Source organism: Streptomyces celluloflavus (assembly GCA_000720995.1).
Classification (GTDB): domain Bacteria; phylum Actinomycetota; class Actinomycetes; order Streptomycetales; family Streptomycetaceae; genus Streptomyces; species Streptomyces celluloflavus.
The window spans coordinates 115,788-135,961 of record JOEL01000031.1 but is presented as its reverse complement, the minus strand read 5'-3'; the positions used below and the strand labels follow the sequence as shown (position 1 = coordinate 135,961).

General features: G+C 73.0%; 13 protein-coding genes and 1 pseudogene. 4 read left to right on the top strand and 10 right to left on the bottom strand.

Annotated elements, in window-relative coordinates; translation table 11 throughout:
* Window positions 1–435 precede the first annotated feature (435 nt).
* Complete coding sequence (locus tag IH09_RS24880; protein WP_052859700.1) at window positions 436–1,380, bottom strand: SDR family oxidoreductase; 945 nt, start codon at window positions 1,378–1,380, stop codon at window positions 436–438.
* Window positions 1,381–1,483: 103 nt separating this feature from the next.
* On the opposite strand from IH09_RS24880, the gene IH09_RS24875 reads away from it, so the two are divergent.
* A complete protein-coding gene (locus IH09_RS24875; RefSeq protein WP_052859699.1) occupies window positions 1,484–2,410 on the top strand; it encodes a cyclase family protein in 927 nt (308 codons plus the stop codon).
* A gap of 227 nt (window positions 2,411–2,637) precedes the next feature.
* On the opposite strand, the gene IH09_RS24870 is transcribed toward IH09_RS24875, so the two are convergent.
* The 4 genes from IH09_RS24870 to IH09_RS24855 form a co-directional block, all read right to left on the bottom strand.
* Window positions 2,638–3,111 (bottom strand): ATP-binding protein, encoded by a 474-nt coding sequence (locus IH09_RS24870; RefSeq protein WP_094791300.1) that lies wholly within the window; start codon window positions 3,109–3,111, stop codon window positions 2,638–2,640.
* A gap of 453 nt (window positions 3,112–3,564) precedes the next feature.
* Window positions 3,565–4,560, bottom strand: a complete 996-nt coding sequence (locus IH09_RS24865; RefSeq protein WP_052859711.1) for an acyl-CoA dehydrogenase family protein — start codon at window positions 4,558–4,560, stop codon at window positions 3,565–3,567.
* An 8-nt stretch (window positions 4,561–4,568) separates the two neighbouring features.
* Window positions 4,569–5,723: an acyl-CoA dehydrogenase family protein gene (locus IH09_RS24860; RefSeq protein WP_052859697.1), complete on the bottom strand. Its 1,155-nt coding sequence runs from the start codon at window positions 5,721–5,723 to the stop codon at window positions 4,569–4,571.
* An 11-nt stretch (window positions 5,724–5,734) separates the two neighbouring features.
* Window positions 5,735–6,946, bottom strand: coding sequence for an amidohydrolase family protein (locus IH09_RS24855; protein ID WP_052859696.1), 1,212 nt, complete (start codon window positions 6,944–6,946; stop codon window positions 5,735–5,737).
* A 160-nt stretch (window positions 6,947–7,106) separates the two neighbouring features.
* On the opposite strand from IH09_RS24855, the gene IH09_RS24850 reads away from it, so the two are divergent.
* Window positions 7,107–8,624, top strand: coding sequence for a class I adenylate-forming enzyme family protein (locus IH09_RS24850; RefSeq protein ID WP_052859695.1), 1,518 nt, complete (start codon window positions 7,107–7,109; stop codon window positions 8,622–8,624).
* Window positions 8,625–8,741: 117 nt separating this feature from the next.
* On the opposite strand, the gene IH09_RS24845 is transcribed toward IH09_RS24850, so the two are convergent.
* The 4 genes and pseudogenes from IH09_RS24845 to IH09_RS24835 form a co-directional block, all read right to left on the bottom strand.
* Entirely contained in the window at window positions 8,742–9,926 is a 1,185-nt protein-coding gene (locus IH09_RS24845; RefSeq protein ID WP_318279537.1) for a methyltransferase domain-containing protein, read from the bottom strand.
* Window positions 9,927–10,255: 329 nt separating this feature from the next.
* Window positions 10,256–10,596: pseudogene (locus tag IH09_RS37860) on the bottom strand (threonine--tRNA ligase); the annotation flags it as partial.
* Between the two features lie 237 nt (window positions 10,597–10,833).
* Window positions 10,834–13,212 (bottom strand): protein kinase, encoded by a 2,379-nt coding sequence (locus IH09_RS24840; RefSeq protein ID WP_052859694.1) that lies wholly within the window; start codon window positions 13,210–13,212, stop codon window positions 10,834–10,836.
* 193 nt (window positions 13,213–13,405) lie between these two features.
* Window positions 13,406–15,421: a serine/threonine-protein kinase gene (locus tag IH09_RS24835; protein WP_404827281.1), complete on the bottom strand. Its 2,016-nt coding sequence runs from the start codon at window positions 15,419–15,421 to the stop codon at window positions 13,406–13,408.
* Window positions 15,422–15,612: 191 nt separating this feature from the next.
* Between IH09_RS24835 and IH09_RS24830 the strand changes: the two genes are divergently transcribed.
* The gene (locus tag IH09_RS24830) at window positions 15,613–16,911 is read left to right on the top strand and encodes a serine hydrolase domain-containing protein (RefSeq protein ID WP_052859693.1); all 1,299 of its coding nucleotides are present in this window, start codon (window positions 15,613–15,615) and stop codon (window positions 16,909–16,911) included.
* A 38-nt stretch (window positions 16,912–16,949) separates the two neighbouring features.
* On the opposite strand, the gene IH09_RS24825 is transcribed toward IH09_RS24830, so the two are convergent.
* Window positions 16,950–18,656: a glycerol-3-phosphate dehydrogenase/oxidase gene (locus tag IH09_RS24825; protein WP_052859692.1), complete on the bottom strand. Its 1,707-nt coding sequence runs from the start codon at window positions 18,654–18,656 to the stop codon at window positions 16,950–16,952.
* Between the two features lie 194 nt (window positions 18,657–18,850).
* Here IH09_RS24825 and IH09_RS24820 point away from each other — a divergent pair, with 194 nt between their 5' ends.
* Window positions 18,851–20,098, top strand: coding sequence for a nucleotide sugar dehydrogenase (locus IH09_RS24820; protein ID WP_052859691.1), 1,248 nt, complete (start codon window positions 18,851–18,853; stop codon window positions 20,096–20,098).
* Window positions 20,099–20,174 lie beyond the last annotated feature (76 nt).

The following is a 20,174-nucleotide window of genomic DNA, read 5'->3' as shown; positions in this document are numbered from 1 at the left end:
CCCGCAAACCGCCCCCCGAGCCGCTCCCCCAGCCAAGCCCGCGCCTCCCCCCGAAAATCGTCATCCGCAACCCCGAACCCGAACTCCATCCCACTCCCCCTCACCAATGAAGAACCCCACGACCGACCGGTGACCGTCCCACGACCCGCATCCCCACCGGCCTATCTCCCACCCACCCACGGGAGGTGGTGGGGCGCCGGGGCCTGGTTCGGGGACGTAAAGCGAAGCAGTCCCCGAACCAGGCCCCGGTGCCGCACCACCGCACCCAAAGCCCCGCGCAGCGGAAAAAGAATCCCCGGCCACCCCCGGCCGCACCGGCAAGCTCGAACCCCCACAAGCCCGCGCAGCGGAACGGCGCCGCACCCGACAGCAAGGGAAGACCCCGAACGGCAACCACCCACGTCGCCGCACCCGACAACGTGGGGCAAAAAAACCTCACGCATTCGGCCGCCGCCCCTCCCCCGCAGCCGCCGCCATCTCCTCCAGCCGCGCCAGCATCGGCATGGGATCCACCCCCACCGACCCCGGCAGCACCTCGGCGACCCGCTCGGGCGTCCACTGCCCGTCGGTGTACACGGAGCGCAGCTCCCTCGGCTGGGCCCACACGGCGATCTTCGCCCCCGCCACCGTGTACACCTGCCCGGTGATCCGCTGCTCGCGGGCCCGCTCGCTCAGCAGGTAGACGACGAGCGCCGCCACGTCCTCCGGCTCGCCGATCTCCGTCAGCTCCATCGGCACGTTCGCCGACATCCGCGTCCGCGCGACCGGCGCCACCGCGTTGGCGGTCACCCCGTACTTGTGCAGGCCCAGTGCCGCGCTCCGCACCAGCGAGATGATGCCGCCCTTCGCCGCGGAGTAGTTGGCCTGCGCGACGCTGCCCTGGTGGTTGCCGCTGGTGAAGCCGATCAGCGTGCCGGAACCCTGTTTGCGCATCACCGCGGCGGCCGCCCGGAAGACGGTGAAGGTCCCCTTCAGGTGGGTGGCGACGACCGGATCCCACTCCTCCTCGGACATGTTGAAGAGCATCCGCTCGCGCAGGATCCCGGCCACGCACACGACCCCGTCGAGCCGCCCGTACTCCGCGAGCGCGGTGTCCACGATCCGCTGCCCGCCCGCCATCGTGGAGACGTCGTCGGCGACCGCCAGCGCCACCGGGCGCCCGTCTTCCCCCGCGCCGCCCGCGGCAGCGGTCATGGCCTCGATCTCCTGCACCACCGCCGCGGCGACCGCGCTGCTCGGTTCGCCGCCGCCGATGGCGACCCCGTAGTCGTTGACGATCACCTTCGCGCCCTGCTCCGCGCAGGCGAGGGCGACCGCCCGGCCGATACCGCGCCCCGCCCCGGTCACGGCGATCACCTTGCCGGCCAAGAAGTTCCCCATACCGCGCCCCTTCCCGCACTTTCTGACGGCCCGTTAGATTTTTGAGCAGACGCGATACGAACACAAGACCCCGAGCCGGACCGAACCGCCCCCAGGAGGGCCCATGCCCCTGCCGCAGGAGTTCCACGACATCGCCGCACGCGTCAACAACTGGGGCCGCTGGGGCGCGGCGGACGAGACCGGCACCCTGAACCTGATCACCGACCAGGTCGTACGGGAGGCCGTCCGCACGGTCCGCACCGGCCGCCGGATACCCCTCGCACTGCCGCTGCACCAGGACGGTGTGCAGACCGGCGCGATCCCCGGCCGGATCAACCCCCTGCACACCATGACCGCCGTCAACCAGCAGATCTTCGGCCCCGGCACGGTCGCCACCTCGGACGACACGGTCACCATGGGCCTCCAGGCCGCCACCCACTGGGACGGCCTCGCCCATGTCTCGCACTCCGGCCGGCTCTACAACAACCGCCCCGCCGGCTCGGTCACCGCGCACGGCGGCGCCGGTGTCCTCGGCATCGAGAAGGCCGCCCCGATCGCCTCCCGCGGCGTCCTCCTCGACGTGGCCCGCGCGCACGGCGCCGAGCAGTTGCCCGGCGGGTACGCCATCACCCCGGAAGACCTCGACACCGCCGAGGAGTTGGCCGGTACGGCGGTCCGGGCCGGTGACATCGTCCTCGTACGGACCGGGCAGCTGCGGCACTACCTGGCCGGCGACCGGCAGGCGTACGCGTTCCCCTCACCGGGCCTCTCGCTGCGCACCCCGGAGTGGTTCCACGCGCGCGATGTCGCGGCCGTCGCCAACGACACCCTGACCTTCGAGATCTTCCCGCCGGAGATCGAGGACCTGTGGCTGCCGGTGCACGCCCTGCATCTGGTCGAAATGGGCATGCCACAGGGCCAGAACTGGAACCTGGAGGAGCTCTCGGAGGTCTGCGCGGCGGAGCGCCGCTGGACGTTCTTCCTGGCCGCGATGGCCGAACCCTTCGTCGGCGCCACCGGCACCCCGGTCGCCCCCGTGGCGATCCTCTGAGGGATCCGCCGGCCGGAGGACCCGTCGGGTGGCGGTGCACGCCCATGCGCGCCCCGAGCGCGGCACCGCGGACCGCCACCCGTCCAGGTCACGACCCGCACGCGCCAAGGCCCTGGACCGGAATTCCGGCTCCCCCCACGACCTCGGCGTCCCCTCCCAGCGGATCGCCTCACCCAAGGTTGATCAACAAGTCACGCCACGTCAACACCTGGTCTAGACTAATCCCGTTACGCCCGATTTGTAATGGCCCATTGGGGTTCGTACGCACCCAGCTCGGCCCGCGTCGTCATCAGCAGCGACTGGCAGCGGTCCACCTCGCACCAGATGCGCTTACCGCCGCCCTCCCGCTGCCAGCCCCAGCGGTCCGCCAGGCCGTCCACCAGCTCCAGGCCGCGGCCGTTGGTGTCGTCCCCGTCGGCGTGCCGCTGGCGCGGCGGGCGGGCGCTGGTGTCCACCACCTCGACGCGTACGGTCCCCACCACCGCGCCCGACCCGGAGAAGCACATCCGCAGCTCGGCGGCGGAGCCGGTATGGACCACGGCGTTCGTGACGAGTTCGGAGATCAGCAGAATCAGCGTCTCCGCGAGCGGCTCGTCCGCCCCTATGCCGGATCCCGCGAGCCGCGACCGGGCCCACCGGCGGGCCCGCCCCACCTCCGCGGGGTCCGGCCGTACCTCCAACTGAACCTGAAGCACCTGCACCGCTCACACCATCCGAACCGGCGGAAACATCGCCTCGCGCCTCCACGGGGTCACGGTGCGTGATCCCGGTGAAGCACAGCATGATTGACGTTCAGTCACCCCAACAAGCGCTTCGGGCATATTCCAGCGCAAGGGAGTAGGCATGCTGCATACTGTGCGACGCACATTGCGGGGAGTCGAACAAGGGGGGGTCTCGCACCCCCGTCCGAGGCGAGCGGCGCGCAGTCCGTACCCCGGAGTCGCCGTACCGACGACACCGTGACCGCTGCGCCACAGAACCACTCGCACCCAACGGAGCGTACCTGAGCGGAACGCGGACTTCCGCGTGTGACGAGTCACACAGAGGACACAACCTGATATCGACGCTCTGTGACCGCTTATGCCTGCGGAACCCGACATTGAGCGCGCAAGTTGGCGGAGTCTGATACCGGCGGCCGCCGGACGGCGACGCGATCACTCCACCACCCCGGCCTCGGACTCCGCCTCCGCGCCCGTCACCAGCCCCTCCGCCAGCAGTTCCGCCAGCTCGCGCGCCGCCCCCCACCGCTCGGCCCGCAACCAGGCCCGCTTGAGATGCAGATGGACATCGGCCTCCCAGGTGAACCCCATACCGCCCTGGACCTGGAGGCAGTCCCGGGCATTGCGCACCGCGGCCTCGTCGGCGAGCAGCTTCGCCCCGGCCACCTCAAGGGCATCACCGGTCACAGATGCCGCATATACCGCACTTCTGGCGATTTCGGTACGTACCAGCATCTGCGCGCACAGGTGCTTCACCGCCTGGAAGGAGCCGATGGGCACGCCGAACTGCTCGCGCCGGCGTGCGTGGTCGACCGCCATCTCGACCGTCCGGGCCGCACTGCCGAGCTGCTGGGCGGCGGTGAGCAGCGCGGCCTCGCGGCGCAGCCGGGACGTGTCCAGGGCCAGCGGGGCGGTGCGCGGGAAGTCCGTGAGGCGGGCGAGCGGGGTCAGTGGATCGACGGATGCCAGCGGGGCGGCGGCCACCTCGGACGCCGCGGCCCGGAACGCCCTGTCGCCCTCCCCTTCCTTCCCCGCCCCCTCCACCAAGATCAACTCGTCACAGTCGGCCGGGTGTTCCCACAGCACCGGACCGGCCGCCGCCGCGCAGAGCCCGGCGATCCGCTCACCGGTCGCGACGCCGTCCACCACCGAGGCCAGCACCTGGCAGGCCACCAGCGGACCCGGCAGCAGCGCCCGCCCCGCCTCCTCGAAGACCAGCACCGCTTCCGGCAGGCCCAGCCCGACCCCGCCGGCCGCCGCCGGCAGCCGCAGCGCGAAGAACCCCGCCTCGCCCAGCTCCCGCCAGAGCGCGCGGTCCAGCGCGGGCGCCTCGACCGCCGCGCGCAGCCGGTCCCGGCCGAACCGCCCGGCCAGCAGCTCCCGCGTACCGTCCCGCAACGCCCGTTGGTCATCGGTGAGTCGGAAGTCCACGGCGGCGGTCACCGGCCCTTCGGCAGGCCGAGGATCCGCTCGGCGACGATGTTCTGCTGGATCTGCGAGGTACCGGCCGCGATCGTGTACGAGAGGGCGGCGAGCCGGTCCGCGACCCAGGTATGGCCGGCGTCCAGCGCACCGGCCCCCAGCACCTCGGCCGCCGCGTCGTACAGCTCCTGGCGGGCGTGCGAATAGCGCAGCTTGAAGACCGAGCCGCCGGTCCCCGGCACGCCCCCGGAGCGCTGCGCCTCGCTCACGTTCCACTGGGTGAGCCGCCACAGCGCCGTGAACTCCGCGGCCAGCCCGCCGAGCCTGCGGCGCAGTACGGCGTCGTCCCAGCGGCCGTTGGCGCGCGCCGTACGGGCCAGCTCGCCGAGCACCCGGCGGCAGGCGACGACCTCGCCGACGAAGGCGGTGCCGCGTTCGAAGGAGAGGGTCACCATCGTCACCCGCCAGCCGTCGTGCTCCGCGCCGACGCGGTTGCCGACCGGTACCCGGACCTCGTCGAGGAACATCTCGGCGAACTCCGCCGACCCGGCGAGCGTACGCAGCGGCCGGACGGTCACCCCGGGCGCGTCCATCGGCATCGCCAGCCAGCTGATACCGCGGTGCCGGGGCGCCGCGGGGTCCGTACGGACCAGCAGCTCGCACCAGTCGGCGACCTCGGCGTGCGAGGTCCAGAGCTTGGACCCGCTGACGACATACGTGTCGCCGTCGCGCACCGCCCGCGTACGGAGCGACGCCAGGTCGGAGCCGGCGTCCGGTTCGCTGAAGCCCTGGCACCAGATCTCGTCGCCGCGCAGGATCGGCGGCAGCCAGCGGGCGCGCTGGGCGGCGGTGCCCTCGGCGGCGACGGTCGGTCCGGCGTGCAGCAGTCCGACGAAGTTCGCGCCGACGTACGGCGCCCCGGCCCGTTCGGTCTCCTCCAGGAAGATCAGGTGCTGGGTCGGTGTGGCGCCCTGCCCGCCGGCGTCCCGCGGCCAGTGCAGACCCGCGTACCCGGCGTCGTACAGCATCCGCTGCCAGGCCGCGTCGTACGCCCGGCGGCCCGGCCAGTCGGCCGCGGCGGGCTTCGCCGGGAGGCGCGGCAGCACCTCGCCGAGCCACCGCCGCAGGCGCGCCCGGAAGTCCTCCTCCTCCGCCGTGTACGCGAGATCCACCCGGGCCCCCGCTACGCGCCGGACCGGACGGGGCCGGGGTCCGGATCGAGGCCGAGCATCCGGATCGCGTTGCCCCGCATCAGCTTGAAGACCGTCTCCTCGTCCAGGCCCTGGACGTGGTCCAGGGCGACGTCCTTGGTGTGCGGGAAGGTCGAGTCGACGTGCGGGTAGTCGGTCTCGAAGGTGGCGTTGTCGCGGCCGACGACGTCCAGCGAGGCGACGCCGTGCTTATCGCGGAAGAAGCAGCAGTAGATCTGCCGGTAGTAGTACGAGGACGGCGGTTCGGGGATCAGATCGCGCACCCCGCCCCAGGCGCGGTGCTCCTCCCAGACGTCGTCGGCGCGCTCCAGGGCGTACGGGATCCAGCCCATCTGGCCCTCGCTGTAGGCGAGTGTGAGGCGGGGGAACTTCACCAGTACACCGCTGAAGAGGAAGTCCATCATCGAGGCCATCGCGTTGTTGAAGCTGAGCGACGCCTGCACCGCGGGGGGCGCGTCGGGCGAGGCGGCGGGCATCTGCGAACTGGACCCGATGTGCATGCACACGACCGTGCCGGTGGCCTCGCACTCCGCGAAGAACGGATCCCAGTAGCCGCTGTGGATGGACGGCAGCCCGAGGTGCGTGGGGATCTCGGAGAAGGTGACCGCCCGGACGCCGCGCGCCGCGTTCCGCCGGATCTCGGCGACCGCGAGGTCGATGTCCCAGAGGGGAATGAGGCAGAGCGGGATGAGGCGGCCCCCACTGTCCCCGCACCACTCCTCCACCATCCAGTCGTTGTACGCGCGCACGCAGGCGAGTGCGACCTCCTTGTCGTGCGCCTCGGCGAAGGTCTGGCCGCAGAAGCGCGGGAAGGTCGGGAAGCAGAGCGACGCCTCGACGTGGTTGAGGTCCATGTCCTTGAGCCGCTCGGCCGGATCCCAGCAACCGCGCCGCATCTCGGCCCGGGTGATGCCCTCCAGCGTCATATCGTCACGGTCGAAGCCGACGGCGGCGATATTGCGCTTGTACGGGAACTTCAGGTCCTCGTAGATCCACCAGTCGGCCGGCGGTCCGTCCGGGTCCATGGTGATGACGTATTTGCCGCCGGTGTACGCCAGTTCGCCGATGCCCGTGGTCAGCGGGCGCGGTCCGCGGTCGCGGTACTTCGCCGGCAGCCAGGTCTCGAAGAGGTGCGCGGGCTCGATCACATGGTCGTCGACGCTGATGATGCGCGGTAGCTCCATCTGGCTCCCCAATCTGACGGCCTGTCAGAAACCTGTCAGGGAATGAGGCTAGCCCCGACCCTCTGGACCGACAAGGCGCACAGCCCTACGCTCCGCGAGATACCTGACACATCGTCAGCACGCTGCCACCGCTCACGCCCGGCCACGGAGAGGGGCACACATGCCCGCCACCCCCACCCTGTGGGACCTGGTCGCCCGGCGCGCCGCACGTACCCCGGACGCACCCGCCCTCATCCAGGGCGCCGAAAGCGCCCGGCACGAGCGCCGGATCACCTTCGGCGCCCTGCGCCTGCGCGCCGAACGCGTCGCGGCCGGTCTGTACGAGCAGGGCGTACGCCCCGGCAGCCGGGTCGTCTGGCAGCTCCCGACCCGCATCGAGACGGTGCTGTTCAGCCTCGCGCTGGCCCGTCTCGGCGCCGTACAGAGCCCCGTCGTCCCGCTCTACCGCGACCACGAGGTGGACCAGGTGCTGCGGCGCACCCGCGCGGCCTTCTTCGCCGTACCCGGCACCTGGCGCGGTGTCGACCACACCGCGATGGCCCGCCGCCTGGCCCCCGGACTGCCCGGCCCGCTCACCGTCATCGAGGCGTACGACACGCTGCCGGACGGCGATCCCGCCGTGCTGCCCGCACCGCCCGCCGACGGCGACGCGGTCCGCTGGATCTACTGGACCTCCGGCACCACCGCCGCCCCCAGGGGCGTCCTGCACACCGACCACAGCCTGCTCACGGCGGGCGGCCGGCTGGCGGAGGCCCTGCGCATCGAACCGTCCGACGTCGGCTCCATGGCCTTCCCGTACGCCCATGTCGCGGGGCCCGACTACACCGTCATGCTGCTTCTGCACGGCATTCCGGCCGTCCTCCTGGAGCATTTCGCGCTGCCCGGCTCGCTCGCCGCCTACCGCCGCCACCGCGTCACCCTGGCGGGCGGCTCCACCGCCTTCTACACCCTCTTCCTCGCCGAACAGCGCAAACTGCCGCCCGGCCGCCGGCTGCTGCCGTCGCTGCGCCTGCTGGCCGGCGGCGGCGCGCCCAGACCGCCCGAGCTGTACCACGAGGTGGTCGCCGAACTGGGCTGCCAACTCGCCCACGGCTACGCGATGACCGAGGCCCCGATGGTCACCATGGGCGACCCGTCGGACCACCCCGCACACCTCGCCGCGACCGACGGGCGGCCACCGGACGGTATGGAGATCCGGATCGCGCCCGGCAGCGGCGAGATACTGCTGCGCGGCCCGGCCGTCTGCCGCGGCTACCTCGGCGAACCGGACCCCTTCGATGCGGACGGCTTCCTGCCGACCGGCGACCTCGGGTACCTCACCGACACCGGCCATCTCGTCGTCACCGGCCGCCTCAAGGACATCATCATCCGCAAGGGCGAGAACATCTCCGCCCAGGAGATCGAGGGCCTCCTCCACCGGCACCCGGACGTGGCCGACGCCGCCGTCATCGGCCTGCCGGACCCGGAACGCGGCGAACGGGTCTGCGCGGTCGTCGAACAGCCGCCGGGAGCACGCGAGTTGACGCTCGCCTCGGTCGCCGCGTATCTCCGCGCCCGGGGCCTGGCACCGCACAAACTCCCCGAACAACTGGAGGTACTGCCCGCCCTGCCGCGCGGCGCGACCCTCCGCAAGGTCCTCAAAGGGGAGTTGCGGGAGCGGTTCGCGGATCAGCCGTGACCGACGACCGCGAAGCCCCGTACCCTGCCCGAGGGTCTGATGTTCCGTCCCGGCCTGCATGGCACGACAGTTGTACGCTCCGCCGATGTCGCGCACCTCTTCGAGGTGGGGTGCCGCCTACCGCACGATCACCTGCGAGGGAGCATCCAGCCAGGCGCGTTGGCCCTCTTCCGTAACGGTGAGTCCGAAGCGTTCGAAGCCCGGCCTGCCGTGGCCGTCCCACCAGCGGTAGGCGGCCTCCACCTCGTCCCAGAGGCGGCGCGGCCCGGACTGGTAGACCTTGGCTGCCTTCCGGTCGTCCCGGAACACCGCCACGGCCCACGACGTGTCGGACAGCCCGTAGAACCACACGGCCCGCCTGCCGTCGCGCTCGCGGTCGGCGTTGTGCGCGCAGTCGCGGACCCGCAGGCCGATGACGAACCCGACGATGTCGAAGCTCCCCGTGGCGAACTCGGCTCCGGTAAGGGTCGTGAACGAGATGTCCGCGCGGTCCATCGCCCCCGCCGGTACGTATGCGTCGTGCCGTGGCCAGACGAAGCGCTGCGACCGCATGCGCATGAAGGCCACCGGCTGCGTGAAGGGCCCGGACGCGCTCCGGCCGTCCTCGGCGACCACCAGCCGGGCCGTCGCCTCGGCCGGCCCGAAGTACGTTCCCCACGGCACAAGTAGCACGCCGCCCGGCTTCGCCTGCGCCACCCACGCGAACGGGATACGCCGCAGACCGCAGGTCGCCACGATGCGGTCGTACGGGGACCCTTCGGCATACCCGTACGCCCCGTCCCGGTGCACCACTTCGGCAGGCAGCCCGAACCGCTCCAGCGCCGCACGCCCGGATGACGCGACAGCGGCATCGACTTCCAGCGTGACCACGTTCGAGGGCCCGAGGCGGTGGGCGAGCAACGCGGCGTTCCACCCGGTACCGGTACCGATCTCCAGCACCCGCTGACCCGCCCGCACATCGAGGTCGGCGAGCATGCGGAAGACCAGGCTCGGCATGGAGGACGACGAACTGAACGACTTTCCCGGTGCGGTGCCGTCGTGGGCGCCGTCGTCCCACTGCGTGACGATCGGGACGTCGGAGTCCGCATACCTCCGCCAAGCCTGCGGATCGCGCGTCCTGTCGACTGCGACGTTCCGGCCGGTGCCCATGTCGTGCGGCCACATCAGATCGGGCAGGAAGGCACTGCGCGGCACGGCCGCGAACGAGGGCGCCCACTCAGCCGACAGCGCACCGGACGCGAGCAGGGAGCGGCCCAGCTCATCCGGAGCGGGCCGCCCCGCCCTATCAATGGAGCCGGTCACTTTCGGTGATCTCCGCCGCCGTCAGGCTGCCCGCCGTCGGGAGTGGGCTCGTCAGTCGGCGTCCACGGCTGACCGGGGTGTCCGTCCCCCTCGCCTTCATCCTTCTTGTGCCCGCCGCCTTGGGCGAATTGGGCGATCAATCGAAGGTTCACCGCATGTCTCCATCCTCGGCAGTCCCTGAGGAAGCACGGCCCTGTGGGCCGGGTCCGACCTCGGATGCAGCCGTGAGTCGCCGGAACGCCGATTGTTGCGCCGCCACCTCCCACGCATGGGCATTCCGGGTGGTTTGGTACGCATGAAGGATGCCGTTGTACGCAACGGACGCCACCGGCCATGCGCAGCGGCAGTTCGCGGTAACGGTGCGAGCGGGAGCGGTAGATCAGCGCGTGGTGCGGACAGAGGCTCGGCCGCAGGACGACCTGCTCGCCGCCGAGGTCCATCGGGGGAACATATCCTCGCTGTAGTGCGACCGGTGCCCCGAGATCTCGTACAGCTCCCGTTTGCCGAGCACCGGCGAGTACACGTGCCGGTAGCCCGCCCGCCGCTCGGCGGCGCGGATGTACTCCTCCAGGGTGTGCCGTCCGGTCGCGCCGTCGGGCAGCCATTAGGGCAGTCCCGCGCCGATCAGCGGGTCGGTGTCGAACAGGCCGAGTTTGCGGTGGTCGTACATGGCGGTCTCCTCGCGGATATCGGGCGAGTGACGTTCCCCGGCCGCCGGCCGGCGGGACCCCCATGGCAAAGCCCCGGGGCACTCGCCCCGGGGCTTCGGATCAAGACATCTGTCAGCGCGCCGGGACACTCTCCGGCGTCGTCGTCATGGCAGCGCGCTTCATGCCGGTGACCGTAACAGGCCGTGTCGGCGCCCGCACCGCCATTTTCCGCCGCGGAGCCCGCGGCCCGCCGGGCGTCAGCCGGGCCGGTATGCGTCCGTGGCCTGCTGGTAGAGGAGGTCCGCCTCGCGGCGCCCGGTGTTCGGGCCGATGACGAGGACGAGGTGGTAGCGGCCGTCGTGGATCATCGCGAGGTTGCGGACGTACACCTCGCGGCCGCTGCTGTCGCGCCAGGTGAAGGTGCCCTCCGCCATCGCGGTCTTCCCGACGTCCGTCCGCCGCAGCCGGGACGACGAGGACCAGCCGGAGTCGCGGTACGGCTGCAACTCCGCCTCCCTGTCCTGCTGGTACGCCATCGGGTCGGTGCCGAAGTGGGCGGTGGTGTCGCGACCGGGCACGATCACCAGCTCGTAGTCGCCGCCGACGTACCGGACCTGTCCCCGGTCGTTCGCACCGCGCCGCTCCCAGCCCTTCCGGACCGCGACCTGGAAGCCCTGGGGGTCCTTGCGCACCTCGAAGCCCTTGGCGAGGCCCGCGGGCGCGGTGGTCTGCGTTGCGCCGGCGCCCGCGCCCCCGTCCCGCCCATCGCCCCGGCCCGCGGGCGCCGCGCCGGTACGGTCGGCGCCGGCCGGACCGTCCCCGGTGTCCGCACCCGACTTCGGCATGAACACGAAGGCGTAGGCGATCGCCGCCACGACCAGGAGCAGGATCACGGCGAGCAGCAGCCGGCCGAGGTGCCGCGGCCCGCGGGCGCGCGGCGCCCGCGAGGGTCTCGCCGCGTCCGGCGGGCCGGTCGGCGCCGCCCCCACCCGCTCCAGTCCCACCTGGCCCATCATCTGCTGCTCGTTGTGCTGAGCGGCCCGCTGCCGAGCGGACTTGGACGCCTTCTTGGGGCCCTTCACCGGCTTCACCGGCTTGGCCTGTCCGACCGGCTTGGGCTGCTTGGCCGGCTTCACCGGGACCATGGCCTTGGCGGGTCCGGTCGCCCGGGGCTGCCGTTCGGTCCGGGGCCGGCGAGGGGCATCGGACTGCTCGGGGAGCCGTCGCGGACGAGGCACGGGAGCGGTCGCCGCCGGTCCGGAAGCGGGGCCGGACGCGGGGACGGGTGTGGCGGACGGTGGCCGCGAGCCCGGTGTGCGGCGGTCCCGGCCCTTCTCCCGCCGTCCCTCGCGGACGAGTTCGCCGCGCCGCCGCACGGCCGGCAGCCGTCGCGGATCGGCGGCGGCCCCGTCCAGCGCCGGCATCGTCACCGCCCGGGTGCCGATCTCCGCCTCGGGCGCCGTACGGATCAGCGACCGCAGCCGGCCGCGCAGTTCCTCGATGTCCGGGCGGCCGGCGGGGTCCCGGCACAGCAGCGATTCGACGACGGGCCGCAGGTCACCGCAGTCCTCGGCCGTGACGGGCGGCCACGAGCACACCAGCCGGGCCAGTTCGGCGGCGCTCTCCTCGGGGTACGGCGCACGGCCCCGCACCGCGCGGAAGAGCAGCGCGCCGACCGCCCACAGGTCGGTGGCCGGGCCTGCCTGCGGCGCCGACGGCCCCGCCTCGTGCACCGGCCCGGCCTGCTCCGGTGCCCAGCGTTCGGTGACGGGCCCGATGACGGCCAGCCGCGTCTGCCGCGCCCGTTCCGCGGCGAGCCCACCGAGCGGGCGGCCGTACGCGGCGGACCCGGATCCGGCTGAACTGCCCTCAGCAGGAGCGTACTTGGCAAGTTCGACATCGCGCGGCGGGGCCTTTACCAGGAACGCGCCGGTCCCCGCGCCGGGCTCCCGGATCGCCGTCGCCTCCCCCGTCTCCCCTGCCTCTCCCGGCACCGGGTCGTACCCGCAGAGCGCCTCCTGGGCCGCGCCCACCGCCAGACCGCTCAGGATGGCCCGGCCGTCGTCGCAGATCAGGACCGTACGGGCGGTGATATTGCGGTGGAGCCAGCCGTGCGCGTGCAGGGTGCGCAGCGCCGTGAGGACGTCGGCTGCTATTTCCGCGGCGCGGTGCGGGGAGAGCGTCCGCCCGGCGAGCAGCGCGGACAGCGGGCGGGCCGGGATCAGTTCGCCCGCGATCCAGAGGCTGCCGTCCTGCACGAACACGTCGAAGACCTGGTCGAGCCGGGGGTGGTCGGGCAGCCGGGCCGCCGCCGTCGCCGCCTCCAGCGCCCGCCGTACGGCGGGATCCCGGGGGCTGCGGTCGGCCACCCCCGTGCCCCGCGCACGGCCGCCCCGGAGCGCGGGGGCCGCGCCGCCGTACGGCCCGTCCCACGGACCGCCGCCGCGGCCACCGTCCTGCGCCGCCTCGTCGACGAACTCCGCCTCCACGACCTCCGGCAGCGGCACTTGGCGGAGCAGGATCTCCTGCCCGCTGTACGTGTCCAGTGCCCGGGTCTCGGTGAACTCGTCGTCGCCCGCCGGCCGCAGTGGCAGGCGGTAGCGCTCGGCGAGCACTCTCCCCGCGTACGCGTCCACGGCGCCTCCCCACAGCGCGCGCTGCCAGCCGTCCCCGGAGCCGGACCGCGGCGCGCACCTACGGTCACTTCCGGTCGTTTTCCCGCCCATCGCGGAGGTGTACGGCCCGCGGCGTCTCACGATACGGGCCCGGCCGCGGAGTTGCGGCCCGCCCGGCGCAACCGCACCCGCCGCGGAGTGCTGCCGGGCGGTGTCAGTCCTTCACCGTGAACGTCTGGAACGCCGTCTCGCGCAGCTGCCGGCACTCCGTGTCCGACCACGCGTCCGCCTTGCAGGTGATCATGATGGCGTAGCCGTGCTTGTCGTCGGCCTTGAAACCGCGGTTGAGCACCTGCACCTGCACACCGCCCTGGGTGCGGGTGAACGACCAGTCCGCGACGGTCGGATAGTCCCGCCACTTGACGGGGGCGATGCCGATCAGGTGGTAGTTGTCGCTGGAGCCGCGCACACTCGGCTCCTGGCTGTGCCAGGATGCCGCCGCGTCGGTGCCGGGCTTGGCGTTGTAGTCGACCTGGACACGCGGAAAGCCGCCCGACGCGCTGTAGATGGCGCCGGAGTTCTTCCCCGCGGTGCCCGACTGCCGGAACCCCTTGGGCATCGCCATGGCGAACCGGTACTGGCCGTTGGCGACCGCACCGAAGCCGTCCGGCAGCGCCTGGCCGTCCTTCGCGGCGCCGCTGCCCGACTGCGGCGGCGGGGTGCCCGGCAGCTGCTTCGCGGGCTCCTCGCCGGTACCGGACCGGTCCGCCGTGGACGATGCCTGGCTCGCGGACGCCTTGTCCTTCGTGCCGGACGCATCCGTGCTCGGGCCGTCGCCGCCGAGCGCGAACGCCAGCACCGTGCCCACGATCGCCACCGCGATCACCACGGCCACGATGATCAGGGTGCGGCGCGGGACCACATCGGTCACCGAGGCCCGCGGCGGGGCCGGCCGGCTGCTGCCGTCGCCCGGTCCGGAGCCGGCGCGGGTCGCGGCGGTCGCGGCGGTGGCGGCCTCGCGCACGGACCGGAGGGCGCCGCGCATCCGCTCCTTGGCGGCGTCCTTGTCGAATCCCGGCCGGTCCGTCGCCGGGCGGTCCCCCGCCGGGCGGTCCGTCCCGTACCGGCCCGCCGCTCCGGCCGGCGGCTGCCCGGACCCGGCCCGCTCCGGCGCGCCCGGCGCCCCGGCCGCCCCGCTGCCGGCCGTACCCGGCCGTGTCTGCTGCGCGGGCTTCGGTTTGCGCTGCGGCTTCGGTCCGGCCGCCTTCGGCTTCGGCTTCGCCGGCCGGGCCGCGGGGCGGGCCGGGGCCCGCTCCTCGGGCACCGTCGGCAGCGCCATCGCGCGGGTGGCGTCCAGGGCGGGCTCCGGCGCCTGCGGACCGGTGTCCTCCGGTCCGTGCACGACGTCCAGCAGCAGGGCGCGGGCGCCCGCGTCGTCCAGCCGGCCCGCCGGGTTCTTCACCAGCAGGCCGTAGATGACCTCTTCCAGCGCACCGGCGCTCTTCGGCGGGTCGACCGGCTCGGTCATCACCGCCGTCAGCGTCGCGATCGCCGACCCCTTGTCGTACGGCGGTACGCCCTCGACGCAGGCGTACAGCAGGCCGCCCAGCGACCACATGTCGGCGGGCGGGCCGGGCTTGTGCCCGCGGGCCCGCTCCGGCGAGATGTACGAGGGCGCGCCGACGAGCATGCCGGTGGAGGTGACGGAGGGGTCGCCCTCGACCTGCGCGATGCCGAAGTCGGTCAGTACGACGCGGCCGTCGTCCGACATCAGGACGTTGGACGGCTTCACATCGCGGTGCAGGATGCCCTCGCGGTGGGCGGCGCGCAGCACGTCCAGTACGGCGAGGCCGACCTCGGCGGAGCGGCGCGGGGTGAGCGCGCCGTCGTCGCGGATGACCTCGGCCAGCGAGCGGCCCTCGACGAGCTCCATCACGATCCACGGCCGGTCGTCCTCGTCGACCACGTCGAAGACCGTCACGGCACCGTTGTTGCGGATCCGGGCGATCGCCTTGGCCTCGCGCAGGGTGCGGGTGATCAGACGACGCTTCTCGTCCTCCTCGACCCCGCCCGGGAAGCGCAGCTCCTTGACCGCGACCGTACGGCCCAGGACCTCGTCGCGAGCACGCCATACCGTGCCCATGCCGCCCCGGCCGAGAACATCGGCGAGCCGGTACCGGCCGGCGAGCAGCCTGCCCTCCTTGCCGTCCATCTCGACCTCGTCGCCCACTGAATCCCCTCTGTAATCCAGCCGAGTTGGCAGCTTCGCTTTTCCGTCGCTCACCAAACTGGCCCAACTCGGACAACCCACCCTGGCAGAGCCTTCATTCTCCCTCATCCGCAGCCGTGGGGAAGGCCCGGGTCCGCGACGGACGGCACCGCGCGCACCCGTCATGATGGCCCCGACGAACGGGAGTCCCGATGACGCTGCGGTCACCTCGCGCCGCCTCGGCGAGCGCCGCCCGCCGCCGTACCATCGCGCTCACCGCCCTGGCCGCCGCCCTGACACTGGCCCTGACGGGCTGTACGGGCGCACCGCGGCGCGACCGGGTCCCGCCCGCGGAGACCGGGGCGCCGTCGGCCGCGGCCGGGCGCGCCCTGGACCGGCTGGTGGCCGACGGGGCCCCGGGCGCCGCCTCGCTCAGCACCCGCGACGGCCGCATCCGCGCCTCCCGTTTCACCACGGCGGGTGTCGCCGATCTGCGCACCGGTCGCCCTATGAAGCGCACCGACCACTTCCGGGCCGGCAGCCTCACCAAGACCGTGGTCGCGACCGTCGTCCTGCAACTCGCCGCCGAGGGAAAGCTGTCCCTGGACGACACCGCGGACCGGCATCTGCCGCCGGGCGTACCGGGCATCGGGCCGGGCGAACGCGGCGTCCTGCGCCAGGTAACGGTCCGCCAGCTGCTGGACCACACGACCGGCTTGTTCGACTACACCGCGGATCCGAGGCTCGCCCGGCAGCTGCGCGGCAGGGGGTTCCGCGCCCACCGCTACGACCACCACACCCCGGCGGAGCTGCTGCGGATCGCGCTGAGCCACCAACCGACGGCCGCCGCCGGTCCCCGCTCGCACGGCCCGGCGGGCGGGCGCGGCGCCCCCTTCGCCTACTCCAACACCAACTACCTCGTCCTCGGCCTGCTCATCAGGGGCGTCACCGGGCACCCGTACGCCGAGGAGATCCGCCGCCGCGTCATCGGCCCCGTCGGGCTCCGCGACACCTCCTTCCCCGGCACCGACCCGGACCTGCCCGAGCCGCACGGCCGCGCCTACTCCCGGGCCGGCGGCCGCCGGGTGGACGTCACAGCCCTGGACCCGAGCCGGGCGGGGGCGGCCGGCGAGATGGTCACCACCCTCGGCGACCTCAACCGGTTCTTCGCGGCGCTGCTCGGCGGCGCGCTGCTGCCGCCGCGTCAGATGGCCCAGCTGCGCAGCGAGCGGGGCACCGGCGGCGCCTACGGCCTCGGCCTGTACGCCACCGTGCTGCCCTGTGGTGTCACGGTCTGGGGCCACAACGGCGATATCAACGGCTCGTACGCGCAGACCGCGGGCACCGCCGACGGCCGGCACCTCGTCAGCTACCGGGTCAACACCGCGCCGCTCGCCGTCCCGGGGCACGGCACGGACGTGCTGACCGCGGAGTTCTGCCCACCGTCCCGGCGCACCGCGGGGCACCGGGCCGCCGCCACGCGCGGGCGGACGGCCCGGTCCGGTCCCTGACGGCCGCCGGGGCGCGGGTCCGTCACCCGAGCCCCCGGCTACGACGGCACGATGTCCGGTGCGCCCAGCCGTGCCGCGTCCGCCGTCAGATCGTCCGGCTGCCGCTGCGATTCGCGCTCCGCCTCCACCCGTTTCTCGTAGTGGGCGATCTCCTTCTCGACCCGGTCGGTGTCCCAGCCCAGCGCGGGCGCCATCAGCTCGGCCACCTCGCGGGCGCTGCGGGTGCCCCGGTCGAAGGTCTCGATGGAGATGCGGGTCCGCCGGGTCAGTACGTCGTCGAGGTGGCGGGCGCCCTCGTGCGTGCAGGCGTACACGACCTCGGCCCGCAGATAGTCGTCGGCGGCGGCCAGCGGTTCGCCCAGCGACGGATCGGCCACCACCAGCTCCAGCAGCTCCTCGGCGCGCGAGCCGTAGCGGTTCAGCAGATGCTCCACGCGCGCCACGTGCAGGCCGGTGCGCGCCGCGGTGCGGGCCCGCGCGTTCCACAGCGCCTTGTAGCCCTCGGCGCCGACCAGCGGCACGTCCTCCGTCACGCACTCGGCGACCCGCTGGTCCAGCGCGTGCACCGCCTCGTCCACGGCGTCCTTGGCCATCACCCGGTACGTCGTGTACTTGCCGCCCGCGACCACGACGAGGCCGGGCACCGGGTGCGCGACCGTGTGCTCACGCGACAGCTTGCTGGTCGCGTCCGACTCACCGGCCAGCAGCGGCCGCAGGCCCGCATAGACGCCTTCCACGTCGTCCCTGGTCAGCGGCGTGGCGAGGACCGAGTTGACATGCTCCAGCAGATAGTCGATATCGGCGCTGGACGCCGCCGGATGGGCCTTGTCCAGATCCCAGTCGGTGTCCGTCGTCCCGATGATCCAGTGCCGTCCCCACGGGATGACGAAGAGCACGCTCTTCTCGGTGCGCAGGATCAGCCCGGTCGTCGCGTGGATGCGGTCCTTGGGCACGACCAGGTGGATCCCCTTGGACGCGCGGACGTGGAACTGCCCGCGCTCACCGATCAGCGCCTGGGTGTCATCGGTCCACACCCCGGTGGCGTTGACGATCTGCCGGGCGCGGATCTCGTACTCGCCGCCCGCCTCGACGTCCTGCACCCGCGCGCCGACCACCCGCTCGCCCTCGCGCAGGAAGCCCACCACGCGGGCCCGGTTGGCGACCTGGGCCCCGTACGCCGCGGCGGTCCGCACCAGCGTCATCACGAAGCGCGCGTCATCCATCTGTGCGTCGTAGTACTGCAACGCCCCGACCAGGGCCTCCTTCTTGAGGCAGGGCGCCACCCGCAGGGCGCGGCGCTGGGAGAGATGCCGGTGGATCGGCAGCCCGCGGCCGTGCCCGGACGAGACCGACATGGCGTCGTAGAGCGCGACGCCCGAACCGGCGTACCAGCGCTCCCAGCCCTTGTGCTGCAGCGGGTAGAGGAACGGCACCGGCTTCACCAGATGCGGCGCCAGCCGCTCCAGCAGCAGTCCGCGTTCCTTCAGCGCCTCTCTGACCAGCGCGAAGTCCAGCATCTCCAGATACCGCAGGCCGCCGTGGATGAGCTTGCTGGAGCGGCTGGAGGTGCCGGAGGCCCAGTCGCGCGCCTCGACCAGTCCGGTGGCCAGCCCGCGCGTCGCCGCGTCCAGTGCCGTACCGGCGCCGACGACTCCGCCGCCGACCACCAAGATGTCCAGCTCCCGCTCCGCCATTCGGGCGAGCGCCTCGGCACGCTGCGCCGGTCCCAGTGTCGCTGTCTTCACCACTGCCTCCCGCTGTGATCGGGGCCACACCCCCCGTCGGTCGATTCTGTCCGCGCTACGTGCCGTCAGTCCCCCTCCGTCGCGGGCGGCGGCAACACCCCGCCACCCCGATCGGCCAATATCCATTCTGAGTCGAATGTCGGCTTAGTCTACTTATGCGCCATCCGGAATCGCTCGGGAAGGACAGCCGCGGCATGCCCGCAGACCTCGCCGTCATCGGCCTCGGACACCTCGGCCTCCCGCTCGCCCAGGCCGCCACCACCGCCGGCATCAGCACCGTCGGCTACGACCCCGACCCGCACGCGGCCGCCCCCTCGGTCGCCGACGGGCCGCTGTCCGCCACCGAGATCCGCCGCCTGCTCGCCGGCGGTTTCCGCACCACCGCCGACCCCGCCGCCCTCGGCAAGGTCCGCACGGCCGTCATCTGCACCCCCACACCGCTCGGCGAGGACCGCGCCGTGGACCTGACCGGCGTCGCCGACGCGGCCCGCACCCTGGCCGCGCAGCTGCGCCCGCACACCACCGTCATCCTCGAATCGACCGCCTACCCGGGCACCACCGAGGAATTCCTGCGCCCCCTGCTCGAAGCGGGGTCGGGACTGACCGCCGGCCGCGACTTCCACCTCGCCTGCTCACCCCACCGGCACGACCCCGGCAACCGCACTTACCGCTATGGCAACACCCCCAAGGTCATCGGCGGCCTCACCCCCGCCTGCACCGAGGCCGCCGCGGCGTTCTACGGGCGGCTGACCGACAAGGTCGTCCGCGCCCGCGGCCCCCGCGAGGCGGAGACGGCCAAGGTCCTGGAGACCAACTACCGCCACGTCAACATCGCCCTGCTGAACGAGATGGCGGTCTTCTGCCACGACATCGGCGTCGACCTGTGGGACGTCATCCGCTGCGCCGAGACGAAGCCCTTCGGCTTCCAGGCGTTCCGCCCCGGCCCCGGCGTGGGCGGCCACTCCGGAGCCATCGACCCCAACTGCCTCTCCTACAAAGGACGTTCACCGGGCTACCCGCTCCGCATGGTCGAACTCGCCCAGGAGGTCAACGGCCGGATGCCGCGCTATGTCATCCAGCGCTGCGCCACCCTGCTCAACGAGCACGGCAAGTCCGCCCGCGGCGCCCGCGTCCTGCTCCTCGGTGTCAGCTACCGGCCCGACACCGGCGACCAGGAGGGCTCCCCGGCCCGCGAGATCGCCACCCGCCTCATGGCACTGGGCGCGCAGCTCACCTACCACGACCCCTACGTCCCCCGGTGGAACGTGCGGGGCCGCCCCGTCCCCCGGGCCGATTCCCCCTACGAGGCCGCGGCCGACGCCGATCTGACGCTCCTCCTCCAGCCCCACCGCACCTACGACCTCCAGGGCCTGGCGGCCAAGGCCCAGCTCCTCCTGGACACCCGGGGCGCGACCCCTACGGGCACCGCCCACCGGCTCTGACCCGCAACCGGCGCGGGAGGGCCCCGGAACCGCAAAACGCGGCGGCCCGGCGACATGATGTCGCCGGGCCGCCGCG

What these genes read in the sequence shown, in the direction of transcription:
- IH09_RS24880 (WP_052859700.1), bottom strand. Translation starts at nt 1,380, where the DNA reads ATGGGGAACTTCTTGGCCGGCAAGGTGATCGCCGTGACCGGGGCGGGG.
- IH09_RS24875 (WP_052859699.1), top strand. Translation starts at nt 1,484, where the DNA reads ATGCCCCTGCCGCAGGAGTTCCACGACATCGCCGCACGCGTCAACAAC.
- IH09_RS24855 (WP_052859696.1), bottom strand. Translation starts at nt 6,946, where the DNA reads ATGGAGCTACCGCGCATCATCAGCGTCGACGACCATGTGATCGAGCCC.
- IH09_RS24850 (WP_052859695.1), top strand. Translation starts at nt 7,107, where the DNA reads ATGCCCGCCACCCCCACCCTGTGGGACCTGGTCGCCCGGCGCGCCGCA.
- IH09_RS24830 (WP_052859693.1), top strand. Translation starts at nt 15,613, where the DNA reads ATGACGCTGCGGTCACCTCGCGCCGCCTCGGCGAGCGCCGCCCGCCGC.
- IH09_RS24820 (WP_052859691.1), top strand. Translation starts at nt 18,851, where the DNA reads ATGCCCGCAGACCTCGCCGTCATCGGCCTCGGACACCTCGGCCTCCCG.